The organism is Streptomyces sp. NPDC012794 (assembly GCF_042901085.1).
Classification (GTDB): Bacteria; Actinomycetota; Actinomycetes; order Streptomycetales; family Streptomycetaceae; genus Streptomyces.
Genome location: NZ_JBIBCI010000003.1, coordinates 488,782 through 504,657 on the forward strand (window position 1 = coordinate 488,782; position 15,876 = coordinate 504,657).

At 67.7% G+C, this 15,876-nt stretch carries 9 protein-coding genes; 1 reads left to right on the forward strand and 8 read right to left on the reverse strand.

Annotated elements, in window-relative coordinates; genetic code table 11:
• Positions 1-339: 339 nt before the first annotated feature.
• Positions 340-2,823: a YfhO family protein gene (locus ACFY7H_RS08400; protein ID WP_388934859.1), complete on the forward strand. Its 2,484-nt coding sequence runs from the start codon at positions 340-342 to the stop codon at positions 2,821-2,823.
• Positions 2,824-3,054: 231 nt separating this feature from the next.
• Here the strand turns inward: ACFY7H_RS08400 and ACFY7H_RS08405 are convergent, their stop codons facing one another.
• The 8 genes from ACFY7H_RS08405 to nusG form a co-directional block, all read right to left on the reverse strand.
• Positions 3,055-6,954 (reverse strand): DNA-directed RNA polymerase subunit beta', encoded by a 3,900-nt coding sequence (locus ACFY7H_RS08405; RefSeq protein ID WP_388934862.1) that lies wholly within the window; start codon positions 6,952-6,954, stop codon positions 3,055-3,057.
• 98 nt (positions 6,955-7,052) lie between these two features.
• On the reverse strand, positions 7,053-10,535 hold the full coding sequence (gene rpoB / locus ACFY7H_RS08410) for a DNA-directed RNA polymerase subunit beta (protein WP_388934864.1): 3,483 nt from the start codon (positions 10,533-10,535) through the stop codon (positions 7,053-7,055).
• Positions 10,536-11,097: 562 nt separating this feature from the next.
• Entirely contained in the window at positions 11,098-11,484 is a 387-nt protein-coding gene (gene rplL / locus ACFY7H_RS08415) for a 50S ribosomal protein L7/L12 (RefSeq protein ID WP_388934867.1), read from the reverse strand.
• Positions 11,485-11,594: 110 nt separating this feature from the next.
• Positions 11,595-12,125, reverse strand: a complete 531-nt coding sequence (gene rplJ / locus ACFY7H_RS08420; protein WP_361606076.1) for a 50S ribosomal protein L10 — start codon at positions 12,123-12,125, stop codon at positions 11,595-11,597.
• A gap of 279 nt (positions 12,126-12,404) precedes the next feature.
• Positions 12,405-13,310 (reverse strand): LppX_LprAFG lipoprotein, encoded by a 906-nt coding sequence (locus ACFY7H_RS08425; RefSeq protein WP_388934871.1) that lies wholly within the window; start codon positions 13,308-13,310, stop codon positions 12,405-12,407.
• A 192-nt stretch (positions 13,311-13,502) separates the two neighbouring features.
• Complete coding sequence (gene rplA, locus ACFY7H_RS08430; RefSeq protein WP_388934875.1) at positions 13,503-14,231, reverse strand: 50S ribosomal protein L1; 729 nt, start codon at positions 14,229-14,231, stop codon at positions 13,503-13,505.
• A gap of 87 nt (positions 14,232-14,318) precedes the next feature.
• Positions 14,319-14,753, reverse strand: a complete 435-nt coding sequence (gene rplK, locus ACFY7H_RS08435; RefSeq protein ID WP_007265885.1) for a 50S ribosomal protein L11 — start codon at positions 14,751-14,753, stop codon at positions 14,319-14,321.
• 167 nt (positions 14,754-14,920) lie between these two features.
• Positions 14,921-15,823, reverse strand: a complete 903-nt coding sequence (gene nusG, locus ACFY7H_RS08440; RefSeq protein WP_388934878.1) for a transcription termination/antitermination protein NusG — start codon at positions 15,821-15,823, stop codon at positions 14,921-14,923.
• Positions 15,824-15,876 lie beyond the last annotated feature (53 nt).

Here is a 15,876-nt window from a genome sequence, read left to right on the forward strand (position 1 = left end):
GTCGGGTGTGTCGGATCCGGCGGACCCCCTCCGCGAGGAGGAAGGACGCGTGGATCGCGGTGGCCGTCGGCGCTCCCGTGCGGTTGATGGACACGCACGGGAGCCCAGGCACACCCCAGGCACAAGGTCTGAGCGTACCTACCGCATCCACTCCGGTCAAAACATGAGCCTCCCGGCCCCCGCCGCGACGAGCGCACAGGTCAGGCGCCGCACGGGCGGGCGGGTCCCGGGCCGGGGTGGCCGCGCGGAACGCGGACCGGCGTGGTAGGGCGGGCGAACTACACTGCCCACCGAATCCCGCGAGTCATTCCAAAACGTACGAGCGCCAGGAGCAGGACATTGGGGACGGTCACGACGGAGCCTGCGACGGCGGAGATCCCGCCCCCTGACGGCGGCCGAACCCCCTCGTCACGGCGGCGCGCCGCGCTCCCGCGGCTGTACGGGCCCCTGCTGGCCTTCCTCGTCACCTCGGGCGCCTTCTGCGCCGCCTGGGCGGCGCGGGGCTCCTTCCCCTTCGGCAACACGGGCCGGGCCATCAACGACCAGGCCAACCAGTACGTGCCCTTCCATCGCGCCCTGTGGGACCTGGCCCACGGCCAGGCCGCCGGCGACCTGCTGTTCACCTGGCGGGGAGGCTTCGGACAGCAGTTCCTGTCCGACTACTACACCTACCTCGGCAATCCGTTCTCCTGGCTCGCCGTCCTGGTCCCGCGCGAGCACGTCGACCTCGCCGTCTTCGTGATCACCCCCGTCACCATGGGCACCGCCGCCGCCGTGATGGCCGTCTACCTCGGCAAGCTGCACCCCGGCCCGTGGTGGCAGCGCGGGGTGCTCGGGGCCACGTACGGGCTGTGCGGGTGGGCGCTGAGCGACGCCTCGTACATCCCCATGTGGCTGTGGGGCCTGGTGGCCCTCCCGCTGCTCGGCATCGCCGTCGAGTGGTGCCTGGAGGGGCGCCGCTGGCCGGGGGTGGCACTGCTGGTCGCCCTGGCCTGGTTCGGGAACTTCTACACGGCGATGATGGCCACGATGGCCGCCTGCGTCCTGCTCGGCATCCGCCTGATCACCCTGGACATGACCGGCGCCCAGCGGCTGCGCGCCCTGGGGCGGGCGGCCTCCGCGGCCGCGGTGGGCATCCTCCTGACGCTCCCCCTCCTCCTGCCGTCGTTCCTGTCCAGCGGGGCGGCGCAGCCCACCGGAGCCGGCGCCTTCGACCCCGTCCGGATCGAGGTCTTCCTCTCGGGCATGCTCCCCGCCACCCACCTGTGGGGCGGCCGCCCGCGCCTGTACGTGGCCTCCCTGGGGCTGATCCTGGCGGGCGGCTTCCTGCTCAACACCCGCATCGCGGCGCGCACCCGCCTGGTGTGGGCGGCGGCCACCCTGCTGGTCCTGGTCTCCTTCCAGTTCCCGCCGACGCAGTACGTCTGGCACGGCCTGGCGGTGCCGAACGGCAACCCGTACCGCGAGGCCTTCGTGTTCAGCGGGATGGTCGTCATCCTCGCCTGGCTCGCCCTGGCCAACCGCCCGCGCCCCCTCCACCTCGCCCTGTCCGCGGCCCTTCTGGTGGTGGCCGCCTTCGTGCTCCGCCACACCGACGACTTCGGCGGCTGGACCTGGCCGGCCGTCCTGGGAGGCGGCGCCGCCTCCCTGCTGGCCCTGACCCTGCTGGCCCTGGGCGCGAAGCGGCGCGCCCTGGTCCCGCTCGCGGCCGTCCTGATGATCGGCGTGGTCTTCGCCGAATCGACGGTCGCGGCCGCCAACGCCGACGCCCGCCGCTCCCGCGAACGCTGGGCGCACCCGACGGCCACCTCGAACCGTTCGATCACGAACCACTTCGAAGCCGTCCGGAACGTGGACGGCTGGCCCGCCTACCGGACGGACTCGGGCGCGCCGCAGACCTCGTACAACGACGCGCTCGCCCTGCGGGCAGAGGGCCCGCAGTACTACAGCAGCTACCTCCCCGAGGTCACGTACCGGGCCCTGGAGCCCCTCGGCTACGGCTTCAAGAACGACGGCCGGACCTTCTTCGGCGCCGACAACCCGGTGCTCGACGCGATCTTCTCGATCGGCGCCCGGGTCCGTCCCGGGAAGGAGCCGGACAGCTGGACGGCGACGAGGTCCCCCGCCCCGCCCCTGGTGACGCTCCGCACGGCTCCGTACACCTCTCCGAACCCGCCCGGCTCGGTCTACGCCCACCAGGAGACCGTGCTGGGCGCCACCGTCTACGAGGTCCCCCCGGTCACCCGCGGCGGCACCGCCACCACCCAGACGTACGCCGCCCGGTGCGCGCCCGGCTCCGAGGCCTACTGGTACTCCCCCGCCCTGTACGGCACCCTGCGCACCGCCGGCTCGGCCCGCCCCCTGGAGGACCGCATGACCGGCGTCGTCCCCCTGGGCCCCGTCCCGGCCTCGGGCACGGTCACCGCGACGGTGGAGACCCGCACCGAGAACGCCGACGCCGGCGCCCATCCGGTCGGCTGCCTGAACCGCGCGGCCCTGGCCTCGGCGGTCGGCCGCCTCACCACCGCGGGAGCCACCTCGGTGGAGGTCGGCGGCCACACCCTGGAAGCCACCCTCCCCGCGCACGCCACCGGCATCGCGGTCCTGGCCGTCACGAACGTCCCCGGCTGGCAGTGCTCGGCCCCGGTGCGCGACTTCCACGGCCTGCTGTCCCTCCCGGTCACCCCGGCCACCCGCCACCTCTCCTGCACCTTCACCCCGAAGGGCCTCACCCCGGGCCTGGCGGCGGCCACCCTGGCCCTCCTCACCCTCACCTCGGTCACCACGGCCACCCACCTGAGGCGCCGCCGCGAACGGACCTGACGGCCGACGCATCGACGGCCCGGCCCGCCTCCGCAGGCCGGCCGCTCGATCATGTGCGGTTCCGGCCGCCCGGTCACCCGACATCGTCATATCCGTCACCGGCGGCCCCGGGATCCTCGGCCCCGACCACACCCGGCAGGCCGCGGCCGCACACGCTGACCCACAGGACCGGGGAACGCCGCAGGGCGGCCACCCTCTCGGGTGACCGCCCTGCGGTTGATGCGTGCCGACTCAGCCGTTGTACGGGCCGTAGTCGTAGTCCTCCAGCGGGACAGCCTGGCCGGAGCCGGTGCCGAAGGGCGAGTAGTCGATGTCGTCGTAGCCGACGGCCGAGTACATCGCGGCCTTGGCCTCCTCGGTCGGCTCCACCCGGATGTTGCGGTAGCGGGACAGGCCCGTACCGGCCGGGATGAGCTTACCGATGATGACGTTCTCCTTGAGGCCGATGAGGCTGTCGGACTTGGCGTTGATCGCCGCGTCCGTCAGGACTCGGGTCGTCTCCTGGAAGGAGGCGGCCGACAGCCAGGATTCCGTCGCCAGCGAGGCCTTGGTGATACCCATCAGCTGCGGACGGCCGGAGGCGGGGTGACCGCCCTCGGTGACCACGCGACGGTTCTCGGTCTCGAACTTCGAGCGCTCGACGAGCTCGCCCGGCAGGAGCTCCGCGTCGCCGGACTCGATGATCGTCACGCGGCGCAGCATCTGCCGGATGATGATCTCGATGTGCTTGTCGTGGATCGACACGCCCTGCGAGTTGTAGACCTTCTGGACTTCGCCGACCAGGTGGACCTGGACGGCACGCTGGCCGAGGATGCGCAGCACGTCGTGCGGGTTGGTGGCACCCATGGTGAGCTTCTGGCCCACCTCGACGTGGTCGCCCTCGTGCACGATGACCTTGGCGCGCTTGGAGATCGGGAAGGCCGTCTCCTCGCTGCCGTCGTCGGGCGTGATGACGATCTTCTTCGTCTTCTCGGTCTCCTCGATCCGCACGCGGCCGGCGGCCTCGGAGATCGGGGCGACACCCTTCGGGGTACGGGCCTCGAAGAGCTCGACGACACGCGGCAGACCCTGCGTGATGTCGTCACCGGCCACACCACCGGTGTGGAAGGTACGCATCGTCAGCTGGGTACCGGGCTCACCGATCGACTGGGCGGCGATGATGCCGACCGCCTCGCCGATGTCGACGAGCTTGCCGGTGGCCAGCGAGCGGCCGTAGCAGAAGGCACAGGTGCCGACCGCGGACTCGCAGGTCAGGACCGAGCGAGTCTTGACCTCCTCGACGCCGTTCGCGATGAGGGCGTCGATGAGCACGTCACCGAGGTCCACGTTGGCCGGCGCGATGACCTTGCCGTCGATGACGACGTCCTCGGCCAGCATGCGGGCGTACACGGAGGTCTCGACGTCGTCCGCCTTGCGGAGGACACCGGTCTCGTCCTTGACACCGATCTTGAGCTTGAGGCCGCGCTCGGTGCCGCAGTCCTCCTCGCGGATGATGACGTCCTGCGAGACGTCCACCAGACGACGGGTGAGGTAACCCGAGTCGGCGGTACGCAGGGCGGTGTCCGCCAGACCCTTACGGGCACCGTGCGTGGAGATGAAGTACTCCAGAACGGTGAGGCCCTCACGGAAGGACGCCTTGATCGGACGCGGGATGGTCTCGTTCTTCGCGTTCGACACCAGACCACGCATACCGGCGATCTGTCGCATCTGCATCATGTTTCCTCGGGCACCCGAGTCAACCATCATGAAGATGGGGTTCGTCTTGGGGAAGTTCGCGTTCATCGCCTCGGCAACCTCGTTGGTCGCCTTGGTCCAGATCGCGATGAGCTCCTGCGTGCGCTCGTCCTTGGTGATCAGACCGCGCTCGTACTGCTTCTGGACCTTCTCGTCCTGCGCCTCGTAGCCCGCGACGATGGCCTTCTTGGCCTCGGGCACGACGACGTCGGAGATGGCCACGGTGACGCCCGAACGGGTCGCCCAGTGGAAGCCGGCCGCCTTCAGGTTGTCGAGCGTCGCCGCCACGATGACCTTGGGGTAGCGCTCCGCCAGGTCGTTGACGATCTCGGAGAGCTGCTTCTTGCCCACCGAGTAGTCGACGAACGGGTAGTCCTCGGGCAGCAGCTCGTTGAAGAGCGCGCGGCCCAGGGTGGTCTTCAGACGGAAGCTGTCACCCGGCTGGAACTCCTGCTCGCCCTCCTCGGCGACCGGCGGCACCCAGCCGCGCGGCGGGATGGTGCCCACCGGGAAGCGGATGTCGACGGACGACTGCAGCGCGAGCTCGCCGGCGTCGAACGCCATGATCGCCTCGGCGGTCGAGCCGAACGCGCGGCCCTCGCCCTTGGTGTCACGGAGCTCACCGTCGGTGGTCAGGAAGAACAGACCCAGGACCATGTCCTGCGTCGGCATCGTGACCGGACGGCCGTCGGCCGGCTTGAGGATGTTGTTCGAGGACAGCATCAGGATGCGGGCCTCGGCCTGCGCCTCCGCGGAGAGCGGCAGGTGGACGGCCATCTGGTCGCCGTCGAAGTCCGCGTTGAACGCGGTGCAGACGAGCGGGTGGATCTGGATGGCCTTGCCCTCGACCAGCTGCGGCTCGAAGGCCTGGATGCCGAGGCGGTGCAGCGTGGGCGCACGGTTCAGCAGCACCGGGTGCTCGGCGATGACCTCTTCGAGCACGTCGTACACGACCGTGCGGCCGCGCTCGACCATGCGCTTCGCGCTCTTGATGTTCTGCGCGTGGTTCAGGTCGACCAGGCGCTTCATCACGAACGGCTTGAAGAGCTCCAGCGCCATGGCCTTGGGCAGACCGCACTGGTGCAGCTTCAGCTGCGGACCGACGACGATCACGGAACGCGCGGAGTAGTCCACGCGCTTACCGAGAAGGTTCTGACGGAATCGGCCCTGCTTGCCCTTCAGCATGTCGCTGAGGGACTTGAGCGGACGGTTGCCGGGGCCCGTCACCGGGCGACCGCGACGGCCGTTGTCGAAGAGGGCGTCGACCGCCTCCTGGAGCATGCGCTTCTCGTTGTTCACGATGATCTCGGGGGCACCGAGGTCGAGAAGGCGCTTCAGGCGGTTGTTGCGGTTGATCACGCGGCGGTACAGGTCGTTCAGGTCGGAGGTCGCGAAGCGGCCACCGTCCAGCTGCACCATCGGACGCAGGTCCGGCGGGATGACCGGGACGCAGTCCAGCACCATGCCCTTGGGGCTGTTGCTGGTCTGCAGGAACGCCGAGACGACCTTGAGGCGCTTGAGCGCACGGGTCTTCTTCTGGCCCTTGCCGGTACGGATGATCTCGCGGAGGCGCTCGGCCTCCTCCTCCAGGTCGAAGGACTCCAGGCGCTTCTGCAGCGCCGCGGCACCCATCGAACCGTCGAAGTACGTACCGAAGCGGTCGCGCAGCTCGCGGTAGAGCAGCTCGTCGCCCTCGAGGTCCTGGACCTTGAGGTTCTTGAAGCGGTTCCACACCTCGTCGAGGCGGTCGATCTCGCGCTGGGCGCGGTCGCGGAGCTGCTTCATCTCACGCTCGGCGCCTTCGCGCACCTTGCGGCGCACGTCGGCCTTGGCGCCCTCGGCCTCAAGCTCGCCCAGGTCGCTCTCGAGCTTCTTGGCGCGGCCTTCGAGGTCCGCGTCACGGCGGTTCTCGATCTGCTGACGCTCGACGGAGACGTGGGCCTCCAGCGACGGCAGGTCGCGCTGACGGCGCTCGTCATCGACGAACGTGATCATGTACGCGGCGAAGTAGATGACCTTCTCGAGGTCCTTCGGCGCGAGGTCCAGCAGGTAGCCAAGGCGCGACGGGACGCCCTTGAAGTACCAGATGTGGGTGACGGGAGCGGCGAGCTCGATGTGGCCCATCCGCTCACGACGCACCTTGGCGCGCGTGACCTCGACGCCACAGCGCTCACAGATGATGCCCTTGAAGCGGACACGCTTGTACTTGCCGCAGTAGCACTCCCAGTCCCGGGTGGGGCCGAAGATCTTCTCGCAGAAGAGTCCGTCCTTCTCGGGCTTGAGGGTGCGGTAGTTGATGGTCTCCGGCTTCTTGACCTCGCCGTGCGACCAGGTTCGGATGTCGTCCGCGGTGGCAAGGCCGATCCGCAGCTCGTCGAAGAAGTTGACGTCGAGCACTGTGCGTCAATCCCTCTTTCGGGGTCGAGTCTCAATCATGGTCTGAACGGTCCCGGGGGCGGCCGGGGGGATCACTCGGATCCCCCCGGCCAGGCCCGTCAGACCTCTTCGACGCTGCTCGGCTCGCGCCGGGACAGGTCGATACCGAGCTCCTCCGCCGCGCGGAAGACGTCCTCGTCGGTGTCGCGCATCTCGATGGACATGCCGTCCGAGGACAGCACCTCCACGTTGAGGCAGAGCGACTGCATTTCCTTGATGAGCACCTTGAAGGACTCGGGAATGCCCGGCTCAGGGATGTTCTCGCCCTTGACGATGGCCTCGTAGACCTTCACGCGGCCGGTCACGTCGTCGGACTTGATCGTCAGGAGTTCCTGGAGGGCGTAGGCGGCGCCGTACGCCTCGAGCGCCCACACCTCCATCTCACCGAATCGCTGACCACCGAACTGCGCCTTACCACCCAGCGGCTGCTGCGTGATCATCGAGTACGGACCGGTCGAACGGGCGTGGAGCTTGTCGTCGACCAGGTGGTGCAGCTTGAGGATGTACATGTACCCGACCGAGATCGGGTCCGGGAACGGCTCGCCGGAGCGGCCGTCGAACAGGCGCGCCTTACCGGTCGGGAGCACCATGCGCTCGCCGTCGCGGTTCGGGATGGTGTGCTGGAGCAGACCGGCCAGCTCGTCCTCGCGGGCGCCGTCGAACACCGGGGTGGCGACGTTGGTGCCGGGGGCGACCTGGTCGGCGCCGATCGCCTGGAGGCGCTGCGCCCACTCGTCCGCGAGGCCGGAGACGTCCCAGCCGCGGCTGGCGAGCCAGCCGAGGTGGATCTCCAGGACCTGTCCCGGGTTCATTCGGGACGGGACACCCAGCGGGTTCAGGATGATGTCGACCGGAGTTCCGTCCTCGAGGAACGGCATGTCCTCGATCGGAAGGATCTTCGAGATAACACCCTTGTTGCCGTGGCGGCCGGCGAGCTTGTCACCGTCGGTGATCTTGCGCTTCTGGGCGACGTAGACGCGGACCAGCTGGTTCACGCCCGGAGGAAGCTCGTCGCCCTCCTCGCGGTCGAAGACGCGGACACCGATGACCTTGCCGATCTCACCGTGAGGGACCTTGAGCGAGGTGTCACGCACCTCACGGGCCTTCTCACCGAAGATCGCGCGGAGCAGGCGCTCCTCGGGGGTCAGCTCGGTCTCACCCTTGGGCGTGACCTTGCCGACGAGGATGTCGCCGGCGACGACGTCCGCACCGATGCGGATGATGCCGCGCTCGTCGAGGTCGGCGAGGACCTCCTCGGAGACGTTCGGGATGTCCCGGGTGATCTCCTCGGGGCCCAGCTTGGTGTCACGGGCGTCGACCTCGTGCTCCTCGATGTGGATCGAGGAGAGGACGTCGTCCTGCACGAGGCGCTGCGACAGGATGATCGCGTCCTCGTAGTTGTGGCCTTCCCACGGCATGAACGCGACGAGCAGGTTCTTGCCGAGGGCCATCTCGCCCTCTTCGGTGGCCGGGCCGTCGGCGAGGACCTGGGCCTCGACGATCCGGTCACCCTCGTTGACGATCACCTTCTGGTTGACCGAGGTGCCCTGGTTCGAGCGGGAGAACTTGGCGACGCGGTACGTGGTGTACGTGCCGTCGTCGTTGGCGACGGTGATGTAGTCGGCCGAGACCTCCTGGACGACACCGTCCTTCTCCGCCTTGATCGAGTCGCCGGCGTCGACCGCGCAGCGGTACTCCATGCCGGTGCCGACGAGCGGGGCCTCCGCCTTGATGAGCGGAACGGCCTGGCGCATCATGTTCGCGCCCATGAGGGCACGGTTGGCGTCGTCGTGCTCCAGGAAGGGGATCATCGCGGTGGCGACGGACACCATCTGGCGCGGCGAGACGTCCATGTAGTCCACGTCGGACGGCTCGACGTAGTCGACCTCGCCACCACGCTTGCGGACCAGGACGCGGTTCTCGGTGAAGCGCAGCTCGTCGTCCAGGCGGGCGTTCGCCTGGGCGATGACGAAGCGGTCTTCCTCGTCGGCGGTGACGTAGTCGACCTCGTCGGTCACGGCGCCGTCGACGACCTTGCGGTACGGGGTCTCGATGAAACCGAACGCGTTGACGCGGCCGTAGGACGCGAGCGAGCCGATCAGACCGATGTTCGGGCCTTCGGGGGTCTCGATCGGACACATGCGGCCGTAGTGCGACGGGTGCACGTCACGGACCTCGAAGCCGGCCCGCTCACGGGACAGACCGCCGGGACCCAGCGCCGAGAGACGACGCTTGTGCGTCAGACCCGACAGCGGGTTGTTCTGGTCCATGAACTGCGACAGCTGGCTGGTGCCGAAGAACTCCTTGATGGAGGCGACGACCGGCCGGATGTTGATCAGGGTCTGCGGCGTGATCGCCTCGACGTCCTGGGTGGTCATGCGCTCGCGCACGACGCGCTCCATACGGGCCAGACCCGTGCGGACCTGGTTCTGGATGAGCTCGCCGACGTTGCGCAGACGACGGTTGCCGAAGTGGTCGATGTCGTCGGTCTCGACGACGATCGAACGGCCCGACTCACCGATCGTCTCGGTCTCGCCCGCGTGGAGCTTCACGAGGTACTTGATCGTGGCGATGATGTCGTCGGTGGTGAGCACACCGGCGTCGAGCGGCTCGTCGGCGCCGAGCTTCTTGTTCACCTTGTAGCGGCCGACCTTCGCGAGGTCGTAGCGCTTCGGGTTGAAGTAGAGGTTCTCGAGCAGCGTCTGAGCGGCCTCGCGGGTCGGCGGCTCGCCCGGGCGGAGCTTGCGGTAGATGTCGAGCAGCGCGTCGTCCTGGCCCTGGGTGTGGTCCTTCTCCAGGGTGGCGCGCATGGACTCGTACTCGCCGAACTCCTCGAGGATCTGCTCGGTGGTCCAGCCGAGAGCCTTCAGGAGGACGGTGACGGACTGCTTGCGCTTGCGGTCGATGCGGACACCGACCATGTCGCGCTTGTCGACCTCCATCTCCAGCCAGGCACCCCGGGACGGGATGATCTTGGCGGAGAAGATGTCCTTGTCGGAGGTCTTGTCGATGGAGGAATCGAAGTAGACACCCGGGGAACGGACGAGCTGCGACACGACGACGCGCTCGGTGCCGTTGATGACGAAGGTGCCCTTGTTGGTCATGAGCGGGAAGTCGCCCATGAAGACCGTCTGAGACTTGATCTCACCGGTCTCGTTGTTCGTGAACTCGGCGGTGACGAAGAGCGGCGCCGCGTACGTGAAGTCGCGCTCCTTGCACTCGTCGACAGAGTTCTTCGCCGGCTCGAACCGGTGGTCGCGGAACGTCAGCGACATCGACCCGGAGAAGTCCTCGATCGGCGAGATCTCCTCGAAGATCTCTTCCAGACCGGACTTGGTGGGGACGTCCTGTCCACTCTCAAGCGCCGACTCGACGCGGGACTTCCAGGCGGCGTTGCCGAGCAGCCAGTCAAAGCTCTCGGTCTGCAGCGCCAGGAGGTTCGGAACCTCGAGGGGCTCCTTGATCTTTGCAAAGGAGATGCGCAGCGGGGCGGTGCTGGCACCGTTGTTCGTATTGGTCGAGGCGTTGCGCGAGGCGGCCAAGAGGGGGTCCTTCCGAGGGCTCGGACTCACTACGCGCGTACCGGTCCCAGCCGACACAGAAGACAAGGTGCTTCCGATCTGGCTAAAAGGCCAGTTCAGAGGCGGTCAGTCAGATGTGCTCTAGCGTGGGCATGCCCCTGGCGACGGGCAGGGGGCAGCTAACAGGCAGCGCAAAGGGTCAGTGTAGCCACTCGGCTCACTGATGTCCAGACCAGGTTTCCGGAAACCGGCAACAGGCCCTTCCCTACTCGTTCAACCAACACGCCGCGTCCCTGCGTACACAGAGCGCGTATGAGTACTGCCCTCTTCGTAGTCGATCCATGCCTCGGTTCTCGGATCGAGCCGGCCGACCTCACGACGGGACTGAGAATTGCGCGCCGTCGGCCGTTCGTCAAGGCCCCGTGCTCCGAGCGGATCATCTCCGGACCCCGCTTCGGGACAACGAAGATCACCCTACTCCCCAACGAGACCAGGGCAAGTCAGGCACTGCGGATACGCCAAAGGGCGACCACCCTTACGGGTGATCGCCCTTTGCAGAGGCCGTCAGACGGCCTCAGAGGTGTTACTTGACCTCGACGCCCGCACCGGCGGCCTTGAGGGCCTCGGCGGCCTTGTCAGCGGCCTCCTTGTTGACCTTCTCGAGAACCGGCTTCGGGGTGCCGTCGACGAGGTCCTTGGCCTCCTTCAGACCCAGGGAGGTCAGCTCGCGCACGACCTTGATGACCTGGATCTTCTTGTCGCCGGCGCCGGTGAGGATGACGTCGAACTCGTCCTTCTCCTCGACCTCGGCAACGGCACCGGCGCCCGGGGCACCCGGGGCGGCGACGGCGACGGCCGCGGCGGCGGTGACGTCGAACTTCTCCTCGAAGGCCTTCACGAACTCGGAGAGCTCGATGAGGGTCATCTCCTCGAACTGGGCGAGGAGGTCGTCCTGAGAGAGCTTCGCCATGATGGGCGATCCTTCCACTAATTCGGCAGGTGCCGGATGTATAGAGAGGCGGGCGTAACGGCCCGCTACGACCCACGCACTAGGCGGCGTGGATCAGTGCGCGAGCCGAATTACTCGGCACCGCCCTGCTCGGCGAGCTTGACGCGAAGCGCTTCCGCGGTGCGGACGAACTTCGACGGCAGCGCCTGGAAGAGCGAGGCAGCCTGGGACTGCTTGCCCTTGAACGCGCCGGCCAGCTTGCTGAGCAGAACCTCGCGGGACTCGAGGTCCGCGAGCTGCTTGATCTCATCGGCGGTCAGCGCCTTGCCGTCAAGGACACCGCCCTTGATGATGAGATTCGGGTTCTCCTTGGCGAAGTCACGAAGACCCTTGGCCGACTCCACCGGGTCACCGGTGATGAAGGCGGCACCCGTCGGACCAGTGAACTGGTCGTCGAGCGAGGTGATCCCGGCGTTGTTAGCCGCAATCTTGGTCAGCGTGTTCTTCACCACGGCGTACTGGGCGTTCTCACCGAGCGAACGACGCAGCGTCTTGAGCTGCGCGACGGTGAGACCCCGGTACTCGGTCAGCACAACGGCGTTCGAGCTGCGGAACTTGTCCTCAAGCTCGGCTACGTCGGCAGCCTTGTCGGGCCTTGCCATAGAGCGTCGGCCTCCTTCCGGGTGATGAGGACCGCTCAGAAGGGCCGTACATACAAAACGCCCCGGCGTAGGCGCCAGGGCGTAGCTCGACCGGAAGATATCCGGGAACATTCCACAGTCACCTGCGCGGGTCGTCCGCAGTAGCGGATCCTTCGGCCACCGCACCCTCCGGGCACGGCAACGACCAGCGGTCTTTGGCTTCTGGTGAAGCGTACGCGAATCATCCGTTGCAGAGCAAATCCGCCCGTACGGCGGATCCGCTCCACACGTTCTGCCTGGTCAGCCCTGGTCGGTCCCGGAGCCGGCGCCCGAGCCCTTCATCATTTCGGCGAGGTCCACGACCTGGTCGGCCGACGGGGCGGTGATGTCGACCGGCTTGTTGTAGTCCACGAACGTGATCGTGATGTCCATCGGGCCCTTGGTGCCCTCACCGCGGGTGCGGACCCGCTTGGTGTGGTCGCTCTCGTCGATCCACATGTCCACGTCCAGGCTCTTGATGCCCTCGTCCTCCAGCTTCCGGACGGACTTCTCCCGGCGCTCCTTGGCCTCGGGCGTCTCGGAGGCGAGCGAGGCCCGCATCTGCTCCGTGGTGACGGTCCCCCGGACGTGCTTGGTCTTCACGCCGTCGACGGTCTCGTCGCCGACGGTCTTGAGGTCCTTGGCCGCCAGCAGCTGGTCGGCCCGGTCCCCCGGGTTCTCGCCGGAGCTGCTCACCCCGCCGCCCGCGCTCTCCAGCTTCTTCGCGGTCGCCGGGTCCATGGCCTTCATGTCGAACTTCAGGTACTTGCCCTCGGAGCCGACGAACATGGCCCCGTCGACGAGCCGGAGGTCCACCGACCCGGCCTCGGCGCCCTGCGTGGCCATCTTCATCGACATGGCCACGGACGGCTTGATCCGCATGGACACCTCGCCGGAGAGCTGCTGCCCGGCGGTGGTCCCGGACATGGTGTAGCGGAGGGAGGTGATCTCCTCGGACTTCTTCCTGGCCTTCTGCAGGTACGCGGCCGGGGTCGCGTCCGCGGCGCCCTGGGCCGCCGGGGCGGACGGAGAGGCCTGTGCGGCCGGCGTGGCCGCCGCCTTGCCGCCGTCCGCCTTCTTGCCGTCCTCGCAGGCCGTGGTGGCCCCGCCCACGAGCAGTACGGCGGCCAGCGCGGCCCCTGCGGTCTTCCTGCGGTACGTCAGCATGGAGTCCCCACCCCTGGTGTGATCGATAACCGTATGACCATACGGCCTGTATGCCGCGGACGCTCCTGGATAAGGGGCGTCCGACCGGCACCGCCCCCCAACACCGCCCCCCCCGGGGCAGAAAAAAACGGGCCCTCCGCTCCCCGGAGGGAGGCGGAGGGCCCGTTCAGCCACTCAGGCGAGCCGTGAGGCTCAGACAGCAGCCGGGTCTTCCTCGACGAGGAGGTTCCGGGTGCGGTTGGAGTCCAGCTGGATGCCGGGGCCCATCGTGGTGCTGAGGGCGGCCTTCTTGATGTAGCGGCCCTTGGCGGCGGACGGCTTCAGACGGATGATCTCGTCCAGAGCGGCGCCGTAGTTCTCGACCAGCTGCTCATCGGTGAAGGAGACCTTGCCGATGATGAAGTGCAGGTTCGAGTGCTTGTCGACGCGGAACTCGATCTTGCCACCCTTGATCTCGGTGACAGCCTTGGCGACGTCCATGGTGACGGTGCCGGTCTTCGGGTTCGGCATGAGACCACGCGGACCGAGCACACGGCCGAGGCGGCCGACCTTGCCCATGAGGTCCGGGGTCGCCACAACGGCGTCGAACTCGTTGAGGCGGTTGCCCTTGGCGATCTCGTTGATCAGCTCGTCGTCGCCGACGATGTCGGCGCCGGCGGCTTCCGCGGCCGCAGCACGGTCACCGGTCGCGAAGACCAGGACCCGGGCGGTCTTACCGGTGCCGTGCGGGAGGTTCACGGTGCCGCGGACCATCTGGTCGGCCTTGCGCGGGTCGACACCCAGGCGGAAGGCAACCTCGACGGTGGCGTCGAACTTGGTGGTGCTGGTGTCCTTGGCGAGACGGACGGCCTCGAGGGGAGCGTAGAGCTTCTCCCGGTCGACCTTGGCGTCCGCAGCGCGGAGAGTCTTGCTGCGCTTCACTTCTGCTCCTGTGTAAGTGCTTCAGGCATGGAGTCGTGGTACGGGCCAGCGCTTGGCCCTACCACTGGGGAACTGCGAGGGGCTGGATCAGCCCTCGACCGTGATACCCATCGAACGGGCGGTGCCGGCGATGATCTTCTCGGCGGCGTCGATGTCGTTCGCGTTGAGGTCGGGCATCTTGATCGTGGCGATCTCGCGGACCTGGTCACGCGTGAGCTTCGCGACCTTGGTCTTGTGCGGCTCGCCGGAGCCCTTCTCGATGCCGGCGCTCTTCAGGATGAGGCGCGCGGCCGGCGGGGTCTTGGTGATGAAGGTGAAGGAACGGTCCTCGTAGACCGTGATCTCCACCGGCACGACCATGCCACGCTGCGACTCGGTCGCGGCGTTGTAGGCCTTGCAGAACTCCATGATGTTGACGCCGTGCTGACCGAGCGCGGGGCCGACCGGCGGAGCCGGGTTGGCCGCACCGGCCTTGATCTGGAGCTTGATAAGCCCCGTGACCTTCTTCTTCTTGGGAGGCATTGCTCTCTCCGGGTCCTAGTGAGAGTTTTCAGCCGTCCTTCCGGTCATCCGGATGGAGGCATACCGCACCACGATAACGGGTATCAGTGCGGGGCTAAAAACCGAGCAGGTCAGACCGCCCTTCACGGGCTGGTCTGACCTGTTTCGGAAGCGTTGAATCCGGAAGATCAGTTCTTCTGGATCTGGTCGAAGCTCAGCTCGACCGGGGTCTCGCGGCCGAAGATCTCGACGAGGCCCTTGACCTTCTTCGAGTCGGGGTTGATCTCGTTGATCGTCGCCTGGAGCGTGGCGAACGGGCCGTCGGTGACGGTGACCGAGTCGCCGACCTCGAAGTCCAGGACCTCGATGGTGCGCTTGACGGCGGGCGCGGGCAGGCCGGCCTCTTCGGCAGCCTGCTTGGCGGCCTTCTCCTGCGCCTCGGGGGCGAGCATCTTGACGATCTCGTCGAGGGTCAGCGGGTACGGGTCGTACGCGTTGCCGACGAAGCCCGTGACACCCGGGGTGTTGCGGACGACGCCCCAGGACTCGTTCGTCAGATCCATGCGGACGAGAACGTAACCGGGCAGCTTGTTCTGCCGGACGTTCTTGCGCTCGCCGTTCTTGATCTGGACGATCTCTTCCTCGGGCACCTCGGCCTGGTAGATGAACTCCTCGACGTTCAGCGAGACGGCGCGCTGTTCGAGGTTCGCCTTCACGCGCTTCTCGTAGCCCGCGTAGGTGTGGATCACGTACCACTCGCCGGGGAGCAGGCGCAGCTCCTCGCGGAGGGCCTGGATGGGGTCGACGGGCTCGGCGGGCTCTGCCGGAGCGGCTTCCTCGGCGTCGTCGACCTCGGTCTCGGCCTCGATGTCGCCCTCGTCCTCGGCGTCTTCGTCGGTCCCGTCGGTGTCGGCTTCGGCGTCGACCTCGTCCTCGACGTGCAGCGCGGCTTCCTCGGCGGCGATGCCGGCCTCGGCATCGGCGAGCTCGACCTCGTCGGGGTCCACAGCGTCCGCCGCCTCGACGATGTCGAGCTCGTCCTCGACGGACTCGACGGAGTCGTGGCTCACGTTCAGGTTCGGGTCAGACACGGTGGCTGCTTCTTCCTGGATACAAAAGGTGGTCGAACATGCGAAAACGGGCG